The sequence below is a fragment of the Leptospira gomenensis genome, from assembly GCF_004770155.1.
Lineage (GTDB): Bacteria > Spirochaetota > Leptospiria > Leptospirales > Leptospiraceae > Leptospira > Leptospira gomenensis.
Window position 1 is genome coordinate 257,419 of sequence record NZ_RQFA01000066.1, and the last position, 16,596, is coordinate 274,014.

General features: G+C 47.1%; 18 protein-coding genes. 5 read left to right on the forward strand and 13 right to left on the reverse strand.

What is annotated here, in order from left to right:
* Nucleotides 1–17: 17 nt before the first annotated feature.
* Genes EHQ17_RS15370 through dapA form a run of 7 tightly spaced genes read right to left on the reverse strand, consistent with a single transcriptional unit; the run spans nucleotide 18 to nucleotide 4,621 of the window.
* The gene (locus EHQ17_RS15370) at nucleotides 18–395 is read right to left on the reverse strand and encodes a bactofilin family protein (protein ID WP_135590501.1); all 378 of its coding nucleotides are present in this window, start codon (nucleotides 393–395) and stop codon (nucleotides 18–20) included.
* Nucleotides 396–403: 8 nt separating this feature from the next.
* Nucleotides 404–625 carry a tetratricopeptide repeat protein gene (locus EHQ17_RS15375; protein ID WP_135590500.1) on the reverse strand — a complete coding sequence of 74 codons (222 nt, stop codon included), beginning with the start codon at nucleotides 623–625 and terminating at the stop codon, nucleotides 404–406.
* Nucleotides 626–628: 3 nt separating this feature from the next.
* Nucleotides 629–1,009: a holo-ACP synthase gene (acpS, locus tag EHQ17_RS15380; protein ID WP_100736512.1), complete on the reverse strand. Its 381-nt coding sequence runs from the start codon at nucleotides 1,007–1,009 to the stop codon at nucleotides 629–631.
* Nucleotides 1,006–2,064: a CdaR family protein gene (locus tag EHQ17_RS15385; RefSeq protein ID WP_135590499.1), complete on the reverse strand. Its 1,059-nt coding sequence runs from the start codon at nucleotides 2,062–2,064 to the stop codon at nucleotides 1,006–1,008. Before EHQ17_RS15385 ends, acpS begins: the two co-directional genes overlap by 4 nt.
* Nucleotides 2,064–2,882 (reverse strand): diadenylate cyclase CdaA, encoded by an 819-nt coding sequence (cdaA, locus tag EHQ17_RS15390; protein ID WP_135590498.1) that lies wholly within the window; start codon nucleotides 2,880–2,882, stop codon nucleotides 2,064–2,066. Before cdaA ends, EHQ17_RS15385 begins: the two co-directional genes overlap by 1 nt.
* Nucleotides 2,883–2,898: 16 nt before the next feature.
* A complete protein-coding gene (gene dapB, locus EHQ17_RS15395; RefSeq protein WP_135590497.1) occupies nucleotides 2,899–3,732 on the reverse strand; it encodes a 4-hydroxy-tetrahydrodipicolinate reductase in 834 nt (277 codons plus the stop codon).
* Between the two features lie 4 nt (nucleotides 3,733–3,736).
* Nucleotides 3,737–4,621 (reverse strand): 4-hydroxy-tetrahydrodipicolinate synthase, encoded by an 885-nt coding sequence (gene dapA / locus EHQ17_RS15400; protein WP_135590496.1) that lies wholly within the window; start codon nucleotides 4,619–4,621, stop codon nucleotides 3,737–3,739.
* Between the two features lie 94 nt (nucleotides 4,622–4,715).
* Between dapA and EHQ17_RS15405 the strand changes: the two genes are divergently transcribed.
* Together EHQ17_RS15405 and EHQ17_RS15410 are read left to right on the forward strand one after the other, a co-directional pair.
* Nucleotides 4,716–5,759 carry an MraY family glycosyltransferase gene (locus EHQ17_RS15405; RefSeq protein WP_135590495.1) on the forward strand — a complete coding sequence of 348 codons (1,044 nt, stop codon included), beginning with the start codon at nucleotides 4,716–4,718 and terminating at the stop codon, nucleotides 5,757–5,759.
* A gap of 321 nt (nucleotides 5,760–6,080) precedes the next feature.
* Nucleotides 6,081–6,389, forward strand: coding sequence for a helix-turn-helix transcriptional regulator (locus EHQ17_RS15410; protein WP_135590494.1), 309 nt, complete (start codon nucleotides 6,081–6,083; stop codon nucleotides 6,387–6,389).
* Between the two features lie 291 nt (nucleotides 6,390–6,680).
* On the opposite strand, the gene EHQ17_RS15415 is transcribed toward EHQ17_RS15410, so the two are convergent.
* The 6 genes from EHQ17_RS15415 to EHQ17_RS15440 all read right to left on the reverse strand — a co-directional run bounded on the left by EHQ17_RS15415 (nucleotide 6,681) and on the right by EHQ17_RS15440 (nucleotide 11,424).
* Nucleotides 6,681–7,181: a tetratricopeptide repeat protein gene (locus EHQ17_RS15415; RefSeq protein ID WP_135590493.1), complete on the reverse strand. Its 501-nt coding sequence runs from the start codon at nucleotides 7,179–7,181 to the stop codon at nucleotides 6,681–6,683.
* Between the two features lie 21 nt (nucleotides 7,182–7,202).
* Complete coding sequence (locus EHQ17_RS15420; RefSeq protein ID WP_135590492.1) at nucleotides 7,203–7,646, reverse strand: hypothetical protein; 444 nt, start codon at nucleotides 7,644–7,646, stop codon at nucleotides 7,203–7,205.
* A 32-nt stretch (nucleotides 7,647–7,678) separates the two neighbouring features.
* Nucleotides 7,679–8,650: a PdxA family dehydrogenase gene (locus EHQ17_RS15425; RefSeq protein WP_135590491.1), complete on the reverse strand. Its 972-nt coding sequence runs from the start codon at nucleotides 8,648–8,650 to the stop codon at nucleotides 7,679–7,681.
* 45 nt (nucleotides 8,651–8,695) lie between these two features.
* On the reverse strand, nucleotides 8,696–9,139 hold the full coding sequence (locus tag EHQ17_RS15430; RefSeq protein ID WP_100747931.1) for a bactofilin family protein: 444 nt from the start codon (nucleotides 9,137–9,139) through the stop codon (nucleotides 8,696–8,698).
* A 121-nt stretch (nucleotides 9,140–9,260) separates the two neighbouring features.
* A complete protein-coding gene (locus tag EHQ17_RS15435) occupies nucleotides 9,261–10,031 on the reverse strand; it encodes a hypothetical protein (protein ID WP_135590490.1) in 771 nt (256 codons plus the stop codon).
* Between the two features lie 85 nt (nucleotides 10,032–10,116).
* Nucleotides 10,117–11,424: a hypothetical protein gene (locus tag EHQ17_RS15440; protein WP_135590489.1), complete on the reverse strand. Its 1,308-nt coding sequence runs from the start codon at nucleotides 11,422–11,424 to the stop codon at nucleotides 10,117–10,119.
* A gap of 56 nt (nucleotides 11,425–11,480) precedes the next feature.
* Here EHQ17_RS15440 and EHQ17_RS15445 point away from each other — a divergent pair, with 56 nt between their 5' ends.
* From EHQ17_RS15445 to EHQ17_RS15455, 3 genes are all read left to right on the forward strand, one after another.
* Nucleotides 11,481–13,730 (forward strand): lytic transglycosylase domain-containing protein, encoded by a 2,250-nt coding sequence (locus EHQ17_RS15445; RefSeq protein ID WP_135590488.1) that lies wholly within the window; start codon nucleotides 11,481–11,483, stop codon nucleotides 13,728–13,730.
* Between the two features lie 140 nt (nucleotides 13,731–13,870).
* Nucleotides 13,871–15,160: a citrate synthase gene (locus tag EHQ17_RS15450; RefSeq protein WP_135590487.1), complete on the forward strand. Its 1,290-nt coding sequence runs from the start codon at nucleotides 13,871–13,873 to the stop codon at nucleotides 15,158–15,160.
* Between the two features lie 41 nt (nucleotides 15,161–15,201).
* Nucleotides 15,202–16,587 carry a class I SAM-dependent rRNA methyltransferase gene (locus tag EHQ17_RS15455; RefSeq protein ID WP_210412864.1) on the forward strand — a complete coding sequence of 462 codons (1,386 nt, stop codon included), beginning with the start codon at nucleotides 15,202–15,204 and terminating at the stop codon, nucleotides 16,585–16,587.
* Nucleotides 16,588–16,596 lie beyond the last annotated feature (9 nt).

Genomic DNA, 16,596 nt, shown 5'->3' on the forward strand with positions numbered 1-16,596 from the left:
ACGGAGGAAAACGTGGGTCAATCTTTATTGGGCTGGATCATCTCACAGTTCCCGTCAAAGATCACTCCGTCTGCAATTTGTAATTTAGAAGTTTTGATATTTCCGTTTACCTTACCGGTCGAAAGCATTTCCAGCTTTTGAGTCGCGATTACGTTTCCGGTAATTTCCCCTCCCACGATCACGGTGCCCGCCTTGATATTGGCTCGGACCTTAGCGCCTTCGCTTACGAGAAGAAATCCTTCGGACTCGATTTCGCCTTGGAATTCCCCCGAAATTTCGAGGGGTTTCTGGAAGTTTAGAATTCCCGAAAAGGAAGTTTCTCTTCCGAGAACCGTGGAAATGGCCCCGTATTCTGTAATAGGACGGGAGGATTTGGTTGCGGGTTTTTTGGACATGGATTCTCTTATTTCGTTTTCATTTCAAAAACTCCATCCCAGTCGGCGGGGGGAGGAGTTTCGATGAATGCCTGACAACGGCCTATGTATTTTTTGGAAGGGCCGTCGTCCGGAGTAAACTCGATCGCCTTTTTGAATTTCTCCAGGGCTTCCGTAAACTTTCTGGTTTTGTACAAGTTCAAACCTTCGTTGTAAAATTGAATCGTTTGTTTCATCGAATCGGAAATCATCGATCACTCCTTGTAAAGCACCACGACGGCGGTGGAATAATTCTCAGCGTGACTGATCGAAACCGAACAACCGCTGTACCCTTTGGTAAGAAACAATTCTTTGGATTTTCCATGGAGTACCAATTCTTTTTTTCCGAATTCCTTTCCGAAAAGTTCGATTTCCCTCATGTCAAGGATCACCTTGTCGCCGGGTTCGATCGCCTTGATAAAGGCTTCCTTGACGCAAAATCTTCCGCTCAGATGCGGAATCGGATCCTTTCGATTGGAACAATATTCGCGTTCGGATTCCGAAAAGACCCGTTTTAAAAAACGATCCCCGTGTTTTTCCAAAAGGTCGCGGATCCGGGAATTTTCTACGATATCGTTGCCGACGGAGATTTTCATTCCTCTTCCAAAAGCTCCGGATTGGAATCAGGTTCGATCGTATTCTCCTCTTCCGTGCCGTCGTTTTTTTCATCCGTTCCGGAAGAATGAGGATCCGATTTGATCTTATAAAGAATCGAAATCCGATCCGGAAAAACTCCCAAAACCTCGACCGCTTTTAACGAAGCCGTCTTGTTCAATTTGATCTTTGCGAAAACCGGCTTATTGTCCGGAAGAATTTTCTTGGTCTTAGGATCGTATTTATGGGAACAGACCACACTCGCCGAAAGTCCTTTGATGACCTGAATACTTTTGAGGGGAGTTTTGGATTGAAGTTTCACCGAAACCTCGGGTTCGGAGAATTCCGCCTCCAGATTTTTATCCAAGGTTTGGCACTTGATCGGAATTCCGAGAAGAAGAGTCTCCCCCGCGTTAGACGCGCTTGCAAATATGTTCACTCGAACCGTGACTTCCTTGACGTTGTCTCGGACTTTCACCGTCGCGGGAAACTCCGGAAGTTTGTGTTTGAACGTAAAAGATTCGGTTTTGTCCTTTAGGGAAATCGGAGGAATCGAAATTCTTCCCAAACCTTCCAAAACTCCCGGAGGACCGCTGACGTAAACGGCGCTCGGAGAAACGAAATGATTGGTTTTCACGTAATTCTGCGGAAGATCTCCGGTAAACTTTACGTCGATCGGAAGCGATTTTCCGGAGGTGGATTCCACGTTCACTTTGATTTTGTCCTTGAGACGAGTGATCCGAAGTCCCGCCGGTGCTCCGGAAATCCGATACACGGAAACCATATTTTCGCCCGGTTTCAATTCGGATGAATTGATATGCGCCTTCATAAACTGGGAATAGTAGTTCACGTATTCGCGAACTCCTTCCACCTTGACCGGCACGGTTTTATCCGAGGTTTTAGATACGGTCAAAGAACCGCCTAACTTGGGATATTCGATCGGGATATGGATTTCTTTGACGAGTATTTTAGAATTTTGTAAATTAATATAGAAGACTACTGCGAGAATCAAGGACCCGAGTTTCGCCTGCCAATTATTAATAAGACGGCGGAACATCAACGATCGACCTTCTCTTCCGCGAGAGAGTTGTGTTTATCTGGATTGGTCTTTTTTTGTAGGATCGTATTCACGAAATTTTTCAGCTCGATGGGTTTGACCGGGTGGGTCATTTCTCCGTCGTAACAGACGGAAATTTCCCCGGTTTCCTCGGAAGTGACGATTACGATACAATCCGATTCCTCGGAAATTCCGAGCGCGGCCCTGTGCCTCGCGCCCATACGCGCGTCGTCCAAATTCTGCGCCATCGGCAAAAACGCGCCCGCACACGCGATCCGGTTTTGTTCTATGATGACGGCGCCGTCGTGAAGCGCCGAATTTTTTTTGAATACTGTGAGCAACAGACTAGTGGAGATAATCGCGTCGAGTTGAACGGATTGGTCGATGATTTCCTTCAGACTGTTTTCGCGCACGATCGCGATCAAGGAACCGGTTTTGTTTTTGGCCATGATCTTTACGGCCTCTATGATTTCCTCGAGATCGGTCATCTGTTTTAAAAGGAAGGGCTGGAATATCTTCATCTTGGAAAGATCCGCGGTGATCTTTCTCAGTTCGGGTTGGAGCAGGACGATGATGGCGAACACGAGCGCGGGGCGAATGTTTTCGATGATCCAATCCAAAAGTTCCAACTCGAAGGTGCTCGCAAAAATCCCCAATAACCAGATGACCGCTACTCCTAACAAAAGTTGAATTCCTCTGGTTCTGCGGATCGTCGTATAGAATTGGTAGATAAGAAAACTGACGATCAGAAGGTCGATAACGATGACGAACGGATTCTTGCCGAGAGGAAACAGGGATATGTTCTTAAAGAAAAACAAACCGCGAACCTCCGATTCACAAACCTAAAACCGCGAACATATCGTACAAACCGGGTTTGCGTCCCGCCAGAAACTCGGCCGCGTGCACCGCTCCGACCGCGAACGTTTTACGATCCTGGGCCTTGTGTGTGATTTCGATCCGTTCCTCGGGAGTGAAAAAATAAACCGTATGATCCCCGATCACTTCTCCCGCACGCAGAGTGTGGATTCCGATTTCCTTGGGATCCCTTTCTTTCAGAATTCCGTGTCTTCCGTGAACGACGTTTTTTTCGTTTCTACCCAGAGTTTCCAAAAGGATGTTTTTCAGTTTTTCCGCGGTTCCGGAAGGAGCGTCCTTTTTATGACGATGATGGATGTCCTGGATTTCGATGTCGGAGATTTCCCCCATAACCTTAGCCGCGATTTCGGTTAACTTGAAAAGTAGGTTCACACCGATCGACATATTGGGAGAATACACGATCGCGATATCCCTCGCCGCGATCCGAAGGGATTCCTTTTGGATTTCGGTCAAACCCGTAGTTCCCACTACGACCGGTTTTTTGTGCGTTAGACACGCTTGAACGGTGGTTTCCAAATTTTGGTGCGTGCTGAAGTCGATGACACAATCCGCCGCGGCGACCGCCGCTTCTATGTCCGAGGAAAAATTCACTCCGTTCTGTTTTACGCCGGAATGAAGCCCCGAATCCATTCCCAAAAAAACGGAACCTCCGCTGACCACCGAAGCCGAAAGCGTCGATCTGGAAGAGGCGGACAGAACCGAGATGATGGCCCTTCCCATTCTTCCCGAACCGCCGATTAGGGCGATTTGGGTCGTTCGATTTTTGGATCCGCCGGAGTTCGGAGAAGTCATTTCCTTATTCGTATCCTTTTTGTTGAAGGGATTCGAGAACCGATTTGAATTTCTCGCTCGTCGGATTTTGCGAAAGCCGTGTCAGAGGTAGACGGATTTCCGGACCACAATGACCGAACCAGTGCATCGCGGCCTTGATCGGAATCGGATTGGTTTCCATAAACGCGAGAGAGAAGACGTCGATGAAATCGTAATGGATCGCTCTGGCCTCGGTCGTTTTTCCTTCTTGGAAGGAACGAACCAATCGAACGATCGTCTTTGGAAATAAATTGGAGATCACCGAAACCACGCCCACTCCTCCGATCGCGAGAAGAGGTAACGTAAGATTGTCGTCTCCGGAAAGAACGGTCATTTTATCTCCCACGAGGGAAATCAACTTCCCCATTTGTCCGAGATCCCCCGTTGCTTCCTTCATCGAACGAATCTGTCGGATCTCGCTGAGTCTCAGTACGGTTTCCGGAAGAAGGTTCACCGAGGTTCTTCCCGGAATATTATAGAGCATCACAGGCACGGAAGAATGTTCCGCGATCGCTTTGAAATGTTGGAAGAGTCCTTCTTGGGTGGGTTTGTTGTAATACGGATTTACGGAAAGAATTCCGTTGACCCCGTCCTTACAAGCCGCCTCGGTGAGTTCGATCGCTTCCTTGGTGGAATTGGAACCGGTTCCCGCAACGACTTGAATTTTTCCCTGCACCGCCCGAACCGTTTCCCGGATCAGTTCCGCGTGTTCGGAATGGGAAAGAGTGGGAGATTCTCCCGTGGTCCCGCAGGGAACCACCCCGTCTACTCCGGCCTTGATTTGTTTTTCCAGAAGTTTGAAGTAACTGTCGTAATCGATGGAATCGTTTTTAAAAGGAGTGATGATCGCCGTGTAAACGCCCTGGAACATAAGGTTAGGTTCCCGAGTTCGGCCTGATTTGGCAATCAAAAACGTTCCGATTTCTGATTGCAGAGAGACCTCTTCTCTCTAGGCTGGATTGCCAGTGAAACAGATTTCTTTTTTCTGGAATCCCGGACTTCTATCCATTTTGGTATTCTTGTTCACCGCGTTTTTTTCGTGGATGTATCTCCGATCCAAATCGTTGGGAATCGCGGACGTCTCCAACGAAAGAAGCATGCACGTGGGCAGCGTAAAAAAATCCGGAGGAATCTGGATCCTTTTGTCGGTTCTGTCTTGCGCCTTGGTGTGGTATGGAACGATCGAAGCTCCGGAACGGAACGTTCTTCTTTTTTTCGCGGGTTTGTTTTTCTTTTTTACGATCGGTCTCGCCGACGATCTTCTTTCTCTCGGCGCCGGAATCCGTCTCTTTTTGGAAATCGCGTTTTTGATTTTGTTTTTCGGAATGGAGCCGGTTCGATTTACCTTTTTGGGAATTTCCACCGATCCATGGATCGGACTTTCTACGACGCTCTTGATCGTCTACGTATTGTTAGTCGTTAATCTTTGTAATTTTATGGACGGACTGGACTCGTATTTGTCCTCTCATTTTTTACTCGCCGTGTTCGCTTTTCCGTTTTTGTTCCGCTCGGGATTACCTTCTTTTTATCTCTGGATCTGCGCGGGAGTTTTCGGATTTTTGATTTATAACTTTCCCAAGGCGAAACTTTTTTTGGGAGATTCGGGCTCCCTGCCCCTCGGTTATACGATCGCCGTATTGCCTTTGTTTTTTATCGAAGAAAAAAATTGGATTTCCTTCGAGATCACTTCCGCCTTTTTTTTGCTCCCCGTTTTTTTCGTGGACGGAGTCGTTACCATTCTGTTTAGAATTTTCAATCGGGAAAACATCCTACGAGCACACAGAAAACACCTCTACCAAAGGGTGGCAGTACAAACCGAACGCAAGGGTAGAGTCGTGTTCCTTTTTACGCTCGCGAATCTTCCTGCAATGTTGTTTTTCGGAGTTCATCGGCGGTTTGGAATTCCGGGTAGTATCGTTTTTTGGATTTGTTTGGTCGTTTACGTGGGGACGTATTTGGTTTCGTTTCGGCAATTACGAAACTCGAAAGGAGACGGTTCGTTCGTTTAAGATCGGAGGAATCCCTTGGCTCAAAGTCGTCTTTTTCAAGGATCCAAGCCGCTCGCTCCCGCCCTGCGGATTTCCACCGATTTCCATTTCGCTTTTGCGAGTGATTTTGTTTGGTTCGCGGTAATTGTGTGCCGCCTTCCTTGGTCAGTCATCTTTTAGGATGAATTGCATTCTATAACTATCTTTATGTCGAAACGCAGCGAGATCTCTTTGGCTATAAATCATTTTATTTTGCCATAAAATCTTTTCGACACGAATATTTGGGATATCAAAATATCCCATTTTGGTATATTCCGTTTCGGGATTTACTATGGATCCGTTTTGTTCAAGTCCTTACATTCTAAAGAAGCCAAAATTTTCTGTAAAAATTTGATTTTTGCCAGAAAGGAAGCCGGCCTTACGCAAGCTCAACTCGCCAAACTTTTGGGAGAACCGCAGTCTTATATTTCTAAAATCGAATCCGGGGAACGCAGACTGGATGTCATCGAGTTTTGGAGGTTCTTTAAGATTCTTCGGAGGCCGTATGAATTTTACTTTCAGTTTGAGGAAAAATCCGAAAGCGGTGAAAAGAAAATCAAAACTCTCAAGGCCGCCAGCGCGAAACGGAAAAAAAAGAAATCCAGGGGTTGATGTGCGGAAAGTCCCGGGTTGCGTTGCGGCCGGATTGATCGGAAAAGAAAATTAAAATTTTTGTTTCAGCTGTTTTTAGGTGCGGGGATTCTTTGCTGCACACGCAAGTTCCGTGTGAGTTCCCGCAAAAGTTCGTCGGAACAACAAAAGTTCACCGCAAACACAACGTGAGTTCCGTGTGAGTTCCCGCAAAAGTTCGTCGGAACAACAAAAGTTCACCGCAAACACAACGCGAGTTCCGTGTGAGTTCCCACAAAAGTTCGTCGGAACAACCGGCGCGCAGAAAACCGATCAATTGTAACGAATATAAATCCGTTTCAAAGCCAAATTAGCCGGCGGATAATTCGGTTGAATTTGAATCGCCTTTTCATATTCTAAACGAGCGAGTTCAAAATGACCTAAAATCTCCAAACACGAAGCCGCGTTAAAATACGGATAAACGGGAACCTCATAACGAGACGCCGATTTTGCCCGTTCGAACCAAACCAACGCATCCTTATATTTTTTTTGCTGAAGGAGATAAACCCCGATATCATTGTAAGGATTCCCTAAGGAAGGATCCGTCTCGATGGCACGTTTGCAAAACTCGATCGCGCGGTCCAGTTTCCCGGCCAAAGAATAGGACCAACCCAAAAACGTCCAAGCCTCGGCAGTAGGTTTAGCGGCCAAGGATTTACGATAGTGCATGGAAGCGAGTTTAAGATTTCCTTTGGTCTGATATTCGTAAGCGATCAAAAAATGCCGCTTCGCCTCTTCCGATTCACCGAACGATTGAAGATAGATTGGATTCATGTTTTAAAAATTAGACTGGAATCAGTTCTGCGAAAATTTCAAGAATTTCAAAAATGCCCCGTTTAAAAAGCCGTCCACTTCCGCGGAAAAATTGGTGTAAAGGATCAAACCTCCCCAATACATCAGACTGAACGCGACCAAAGCCTTGGCCAAAGATCGGCTCGTTTGTGGAGAAGCGGAATAAAAAATCCGCACCAAAGCGACCGGCCACAGAAAAAAAAGAAAAAAGTAAGTTCCCTTTCCCAAACCGTAGATCCAGGAAAGAATTTCCACCGGATAACTATTGGAGAGACGTTCGTAACTCGACCTCAATTCCGGAAAATACTGAAAGAAATAAAAGATAAAGACGAAAACGAAAATGATCTTCCAAACAAACTCGAAGTCGGATCGGAATAAAACCAAGGTAAGGCCACAAAACCAAAACAGGAAAACCGGAAATACGATTTGTTCTAAAAGTCCAGGCATATTACCTCGTTTTTACGATTAACATCGACGGATTACTTTGAAAACCCGGAACGTTTCCCGGTGATCCGAAGCAGACATTCTACGAAACTCGCCGAATCTGCAAGCCCTTTCCCGGCGATATCGAACGCAGTACCGTGATCCGGAGAGACCCTCGTGAAATCCAAACCGAGAGTGAGGTTCACCCCTTTTTTGCCTTCCCACATCTTGAACGGAATCAGACCTTGATCGTGATAACAGGCCAGATGAAGACCGAATCGTTTTCTCGCGTCGTCGCCAAACATCGAATCGGCGGACAAAGGACCTTCGACGCGCAAACCTTTCCGTTTCAAAAAACGAATCATGGGTTCCAGAATTTCTTTCTCCTCTTTACCCACCTTTCCCCCTTCGCCCGCATGCGGATTGAGACCCAAAAACGCGATCGGTTTTTTAAGATCGATTTTTTTACAGGAAAGAATCGCTTCCGCTAAACTAGTAAGATCGATTTTTTTGAGGAACTCCGGAACACTCACCAAAGGCACGTGCGTCGTCAAAGGAAGAACCTGCAACTCCTTCCCCGACATAAGCATAAACGTTTTTTTACCGTAGGTCTCCGCCAAAAATTCCGTATGACCTCGAAAGGAAGAAGCTCCGGACCGGATCACCCACTCCTTACTGAGAGGAAGAGTGACCAGATCCCCACCGTCCCTCTTTTGAAATTCCACCGCGAGCGCAAGCGCGCCTAACGCAGATTTTCCGGAAACCGCGGACGGCTTCCCCGGTTTCAGAGAGAATATTTCCTTGCGGGAAAGCGAGCCGATCGGAATCGAATAAATCCCTTTTTTAGCGTCCGCGCCGTCATTTTCGTTCTTAAGAATCGAAATTTCCTTCGGCAACGGAAAACGCCCGGAATGAAAGTAAAGAATCGGCCTGGCTTTGGAAATTTTTTTTAAAAGAGGAAGGGTTTGCGAGAAAAGTTCCGGACCGATTCCACAAGGATCGCCTTCTGTGATCAGGATCCGGTTCACTTCTGTAAAAAAAGAACGCGACGCGAGTCCCGCGCCGCCGTCGTATTACGCCTCTCTGGCGCCGGATTGTTTTCCGAAAATTTTCTCAACGCTGAGAGAATCCTTGGAATATTCCAAATCGATCAGATCTTTCGCGGAATGTTTGAGGTCGTTGGAGATCATACAACGTCCTTCGAGAATCACACCGTTCTGGATGATCAACTCCGGAGTGCGGATATCTCCGAGAATTTTGGAAGTAGGAAGAAGCATCACCCTGTTTCTCGCCGTGATGTTTCCGATAACGATTCCTTCGATGATGACGCTGGCTGCCGTGATATTGGTTTTGACCTTACCGGTAACGCCGATGTAGAGTTGTTCCGCCTGTAAGGATTTCCCTTCGAACTTTCCGTCGATCTTTAAAGATCCGTTGATAAAGAATTTTCCGCTAAAGTATGAATTTTCTCCGATCGTGGAGTTTGTGACTTCGGATGAATTTTTAACGAGTGCCATGCGCCTGTTTTCCTGTAAATGGTTTCCAGAAAGGAGTTAAATTCACTAAATATGCAGATCCCGTCCAACGGAAAAGAATTTTTCAGGCATCGATCCTGAAAATTGCCGCAGAAACCGGACTTTAATTCCGGATATTGGGAACATTGATACGTTCGAGAGCCTCCGCGGTAAACTCCTGAAATTCCTTGAGTGCGTCCATGATGGATTTTCCTTCCAACTCCGTGGCGCGTTCGAACCTGGAATTAAAATGGATCGCGTCCTCCAAATTCATGATCACTCCACCGACTTCCTTGGCTTCGCGGATCACCTTATTCAAAAACTCGTTGAATTTCACGAACATCTCGTAGGCCTCCGCGATAAAAATCCGGGTCTGTTTGTTTTTCATTCTGCTGAGCTGTTCTCGGAATTCCTGTTTTTCGGCGGCGTGAAATTCCTCGATCGTTTCCGTAAGAACCTTGATGTTCCTCCGTATGTTTTCCATGTATTTGACCACGCCGTCTTTTTCGTTCGTATGCGAAAAATCGAAACGTACGTGTGTTTCGTTCAACACGGGGAGATATTCCCGGTCCATGACGTTGATCCAGGTTCCTATCTGATTGACTTCCGCGTCGTTCGAATTCGGTGAAATTTTCATCACGGGGTACTTCGCAAGAATCTGCCCCGACTCGTGCGGGTTTTCCTTATACCGTTTGATCTGTTCCGCTGCGACGTCGAGGTTGTCCGGAATTCCTTCCGGAGAAATGTCCTTCATCTTCGTTCTGTATTTGTCCAGGTCCCGGGAAACTCGATACCGTTGTTCGTCGTTTTTGGAGGCTTTTGCGATCTTCTCCAGTTGATGGATCATCTTCTGGTATTTCTGCAATTCGAGAATCTGTTCGTGACTGATGGCCATAATTTTCGTTCCTACGATCCTGGCGTATAAACCCGCTCATCTTCCCGTTTCGGAAACGGTCTGTCAAGGGGAAGTTGAAGTCGTATTAGGCTGACTTCTTATAACGTTCCAACACCAGACGGAGATAGTCCGATTCCGGAAAACGCAAAAACAGACTTTCCAAAAGGCCGATACCTTCCTCCGTCCGCCCCACCTCGATCATCGCCAAACCCTGAAGATAGATCATTTCCGGCGAAAAACGGAAACGTCCGCAATCTTTGACGGAGTTTAAAAATTCCTCATACTCTTTCTTAAAAAAACGGAGCGTAAGCCGGGCGCGTTTGGTGAGATACGAATCCGGCAGTTTTTCCTGATGACCGCCTATCTCCTTTTCCACGTTGGCGGATTCGGTGGAATTCAAAAGGATGAGAAGTTCGAACGGACCGAGCGTATAAACCAAACGGTTCTGTTTCAAGAGCGCATAACGTTTATCCAGGGAATCGTCCTGTCCGGCGAGAATATTCTCCTGCAACGAACCCAAAAGGACCGATCTTCCGTTCTTTTTTTTCTCCCCTTCGAGCCAGGCCTTTCTGTACTCGCGGGGACGAATCCGCTTCAATACGAAGTAGTTTTCGAGATAACCGTGACGCGAGGAATAGGCCTTAAAAAAGGATTCCCTTTCTTCGGAAGTAAACGTATCCAAAGAGGAAAGAATTCTGCGTTCGATCGGAAAAACGGTTCTGAGTCCGGAAGTTTCGTGTTTGTACAAAACCCAGGCCAACCCCAAAAGTCCCGGTTCTTCTCCCGTAACGACGAGATCGTAGATTCGTTCCCTGTCTTCCAGTTCCAGCTTACCTAGTTTCCAAAGAGCGCCGTATCTATGAAAACGGGCACCACCCTCATTCATTAGAGAATCCGAATATTCTATTTTTCCGAACAAGGCCAAAAACCGTTTCGCTTCCACGATGAACGGAAGATCCTGATCGAAAACTCCGGTCAAGGCCAGATATTCGTCCAATTTCTGTTCGTGCAAAAGATAGGATTCCAAAACCTGAAAGACTTCGGGATCCGATTGATGATCCTCCAAAGCCCGGTCGAAAAGTTCCTCGAAAAAAATCTGCAATAAATTCTTTTCCCGCTCCGAAAGTCCTTCCTCTTCGAAAGGAGAAGTGGCGTCCGTCTGAAATTTGAATTCCCCGAACAGATCCACACGCGCGTTAAAAAACGGGGAATGAACCCGGTTTAAGGCGCCGGAAAAATATTCCAGGATTTTGGATTTGAGTCGGAGGATTTCCGGATTACGAGGCCCCGGTCCTCGGGGGGATTTTTGTTTCGGAAGAAGAGGTTCGGCGAACGAAGTGAGGGTGATCTCCGGCCATTCTTCGGTTGTGACGTCTTTTTCCAGGGTTTGCATCGGAATTTCCTTCTTGCGATTGGTTCCTAAAGCCGAAAAGGTAACTAAGAATACGAATGAAAAAATTCGCCCTGTTCAGCCTACTCTTCTTCATTTTCGGCAGCCTTTGTGCAAACGATGATCTCAAATATCTGATCAAATCCTACAGTCTTCAAAAAATACACAGGATTTTTCGGGAACGCCCCCCCGGAACCGAAAACGAAGTCTACTCCCTCGTCCGTTATCACGAGGAACATCCCGACGGAAACAGGGAGAAAAAATTCTCCTATTTGGTTTCGCTCCTCAAAGGGAGAATGAGCGTTTCTCCCGGAAGACAGGATCTGCTGGAGATCATCCAAGCCCCCCTGCCTTCGACCTCGACGATCACACGTCTTGCTCTTTGGAAGTTGTACGAGGAAACCCAACACAGAAAACTTCTCGGAAGAGAGGAACTCGTAGGACTTCTCAAAAAATTTCCGAGGGAACCGGACCCGATCTCTCAGAACGCGATCTCGGAAATTCTCAGGATACAATACGAAGCGGGAATGCTCCAGGAATGTCTGGACTTCGCGAAAAGTTTTTCCGAAAAGGAACAGACCGAAATATTCTCTCCGATGATCTCGTACCGTTATGCGAAATCGCTCTACAAATCAGGAAACACTGAAAAAGCGGAATCGATCTTTTATTCCCTGCTCGAAGATCCGGGTGTGGTTTCCTCCATAAAAAAATTCATCCTCGAGGATCTTCAGGTTTGGAAGGGTAATAACTTTTATCTTTCTCTTACGCCAGAACGGGCCGCCTTATTCCTTTCCCACTTAAACGTTTCCGAAAAAAAACATCTGCTTTCCTACAAGGATCTGGAGCGAGTTGGATTTTCCAAAGGAGAGGCCTTTCGTCAAACTGCAAGGGCCATCGCCGCACACGAACCGGAATCGCTTCCCGGATTTTTTAGAAAAAACGTAAATCTCGCGCGATCCAATCCGGACTTTACCGCGGCCATGTCCCGGGAATTGACCAACCAAAATCTCGCGTCGAAAGGACTCGAACTTTTAAACGATTCCAATCCCGAAAAAACCGACGAGATTCTCTACGCGTATGCGAGGGTATATAAGAAATACGGAAATAAGGATCTATATTTCAGAAATCTAATAGACTCTTTGGAAAAAAGTCCTACCAATCTGATTCGACAGGACGAATTGATCGATCTTCTCACCGGCAACCACGAAAACTTCCTAGGCGACGCGTATTGGAAGGACGCGTTACACAAAATCCCCGACCTTCCGGTTAAGGGAAGGTTGCTCTATTGGTATCTTCGTTTCTTAAAAAAGAACGGAAGAACCGACGAACTCAACGTTTGGCTGAAGACCTATTACAAACACATACCCGGTTCGTATTATACGAGGGTCGTCCGCGAGGAATTCCAGGAGGAAATTTCCGCTGTTCCCCTTCCCTCCAATCCGACACGAAACCGCGATCAACTTTTCGAATATCTGTCCCTAACGGCCGGGATCCCCGATCTTTCCGGAAAGATATTGGGAAAGGACTTGGACTTTGCGGTGCAGCCGGCCGCGTATCAGTTGAACGTGCGGATCGACTCGGCTCATTCCAAAATCAGGGGAAATCGGATTCTACAATCCGCAAAAGAATACCTGGAAGTCGGAGAGATGGCCTACGCACTTTTGCTCGTACAAAAATACAAACAACAACAGGGAATCGGAGAAACCGAAAAGGAGGAAATCCTCGCGGCGCTCGGAGAACAAACCGGCACACCGTATCTCACCGTGTTTCATACGAGATCCCTGATGAAAAAGGAAAAACTTTCCGACGACGTGATCCTTCTGCCGGCAAAACTCGCGGCGAGAATTTATCCCAGGCCGCACCGTGGAATCGTATCCTCCGTTTCCAAAAATTTGGGAATCGAAGAGGACATCGTGTACGCCGTTATGCGACAGGAATCCTTCTTTAAGGAAAACGCAGTTTCCGTATCGAACGCCAGAGGACTGATGCAGATCATGGGACCGACGGGAAAGGAACTTGCGAAAAGAATGAACTTGGATTCTTATTCTCTTTTCGATCCGGAGGTTTCGATCGAAATGGGAGCGAGGTTTTTGCGGTATCTAGTTTCGGCCAACGGGAATCTGCAATGGGCTTCGATCGCCTACAACGGTGGACCGGGAAATCTGAGGAAATGGAAACGCAATCACTACAACGGAGACTTCAACCACTTCCTAGAAGAATTGCCGATCAAGGAACCGAGGGACTATTGTAGGATCGTCACGTCCAACTATTACAATTATCAGAACCTAAGACGATATAAGAATCTTTAAATTTAGATTTTTTAGATTGTCTATCTGACGGAAGGAATAGGATAGGAATCTGAAACCGACGAAACGCAATTTTTTAGGAACCGGAGGGAACTCACCCTTTCCGGAAAAAACGAAGACTTACAAAACTCCAGGAGAGGAATATGGCTGAGGTGGCAATTCTAAAGATCGACGGAAAGGAATACGAACTTCCGATCGTAGTGGGCAGCGAAAACGAAAAAGCGGTCGATATCTCTAAACTTCGTCAACAAACCGGATACGTCACTCTCGACAACGGATATCTCAATACCGGAGCCTGCACGAGCGCGGTCACCTTTCTCGACGGTGAACTCGGAATCCTACGCTACCGCGGAATTCCCATCGAACAACTCGCGGAACATTCCACCTTTACCGAAGTTGCGTATCTGCTCATCTACGGGAAACTACCTTCCGACGCGGAACTCAAAAACTGGAACGAAGAACTTACGATGCACACTCTGATCCACGAGGATCTCAAACGTCTTTACAACGGATTCCCCAAGGACGGACATCCGATGGCGATCATGTCTTCGATGATCGGATCCCTTTCCACGTACTATCAGGATTCCTATGATCCGGAAAACGCGGAACACAGACATATCTCGATGATCCGTCTTCTCGCGAAGTTTCCGACCATCGCTGCGTTTGCGTATAAAAAATCCATCGGACAACCTACGATCCATCCGTTGAACACTTTGGATTATTGCGGAAATTTTATGAACATGATGTTCTCGGTTCCGAGCGAAGAATACAAGATCGACCCCGAAATCGTAAAGGCACTCAATTTATTATTGATATTGCACGCGGATCACGAACAAAACTGTTCCACGTCTACGGTGCGTTTGGTGGGATCCTCTCTCGCCAATCTCTACGGAGCGATCTCCGCGGGAATCTGCGCTCTCTGGGGACCGAGACACGGCGGGGCCAATCAGGAAGTATTGGAAATGTTGCAGGAAATCCAAGCCAGCGGACTTCCCGTCAAAAAGATCGTGGAAAAAGCCAAGGACAAAAACGATTCCTTCCGTCTTTCCGGATTCGGGCACAGGGTGTATAAGAATTTCGATCCTCGGGCGAAGATCATAAAAAAGGCCTGCGACAGCGTGTTAAAACGACTCGGAGTACAGGATCCTTTATTAGATATCGCTAAAGAACTCGAGGAAGCCGCACTTCACGATCCGTACTTCGTGGAAAGAAAACTGTATCCGAACGTGGACTTCTATTCCGGAATCATCTATCGCGCTCTCGGAATTCCTGTGAACATGTTCACCGTGATGTTTGCGATGGGACGACTTCCCGGTTGGATCGCGCAATGGAAGGAAATGATCGAATCTCCCGATATGAAGATCGGACGTCCGAGACAGATTTATACCGGAGCGACCGAACTTTCCTACAAAGAGGCCAAGAAAAAAGCCTGAACTCCGCCTTCCCTTCCCACTTCCGGTTTCGGCGTTACCAGCTGAACCGGAAGGGAGAACAATCCGTCCAACGCAAACATCCCTGGATCTACTCCGGAAATCTTTCTTCCGCGGTACGACCCTTCGTCAACGGACAATGGTTGACCTTATATTCCACGGACAACAAACCCGTAGCGACCGGCATTTATTCCGAGACGGGATTGATTCGAATTCGAGTGATTCAATTTTTACCGGAATTCTCCGCGCAAAAAATCCGGGAGAATCTGGTCTTAGCCTTAGGTCGGAGAAATTCCCTCCGCGAAACCACGAACGCGTATCGGCTCGTTCACGGAGAAAACGATTTTTTTCCGGGAATAACGATCGACCGAATCGGAACCACCTGGGTCGTGCGGATATATTCCTCCTCACTGATGGCATACGGAAGATGGATCGTCCGGAACTTATACGAAATATGCAAAAATCCTAAATTAAAAGAACCGCAACCGATACGGATCCTATTCGATCCGCCCGAAAAAACGGGAGAGGATCGTATGGACAAGGCGATCCTTACGAATCCGACGACGCGTATAAACAACGACTCGGACCGAATCGACGCGCAAAACCGAATCGAAGATCGACCCGGGGCAAAACGGATCGAATTCCGTTATTGGAGAGGAAGGATCGATTCCGCTTTCCGAAAAAAAACGGACTCGAAAACGAAGCCGCACGAAAACTCCTCCAAACGCGAAAGAGAATCGACGAACGTAAAGGACGCTGCGAAAATCAGGGAAACGATCCGTTTGTACGACCTGCGTTTTCCCGTGGAACTTCCCGGACAAAAGGGAGGAATTTTTCTGGACCTCAGAAATTTAAGAAGATTCCTCCTCGAAAATAAAAAATTGAGTGCGGGAAAGGATTGTCTGCATCTGTTTTCGCATACCGGGCTGACTTCCATCTGTATGGATCGAGCTGGTGCGAAGTCGGTGATGTCCGTGGACGCTTCCAAAGAGGCGCTCGATTCGTTTCAGCGCGCCCTCAGTCTCAAAAAGGACGGAAGTACGTGTATACATCGATTCGAACAAAGAAACGTCTTTCAGGAGTTAGGCGGGATTTTATCCGAAAAAAAATTCGGACTGATCGTAATCGATCCCCCCAATCTTACCCCGGACGCAAAGTCCAAGAGGAACGCGCTCAAGTCGTACGCGCATCTTTTCGGAAGTTGTCTCGATTCACTTCGTAACGGAGGAACCATCGTACTTTGTTCCTGTTCGGGAAGAATCCGTTCGGAAGAATTGGAGACCTTAGCGGGAACGATCCTGAAAAATCGGGGATGGAACTGCGAAACGTTCCGCAAATTACTACCGGAAGAAGATCATCCGGTTCGAAAAAACTTTCCGGAAGGGAATTATTTTAAGGTGCATATCTATGAAAATTGCGAAAGAAGCTGAATCGTCGGA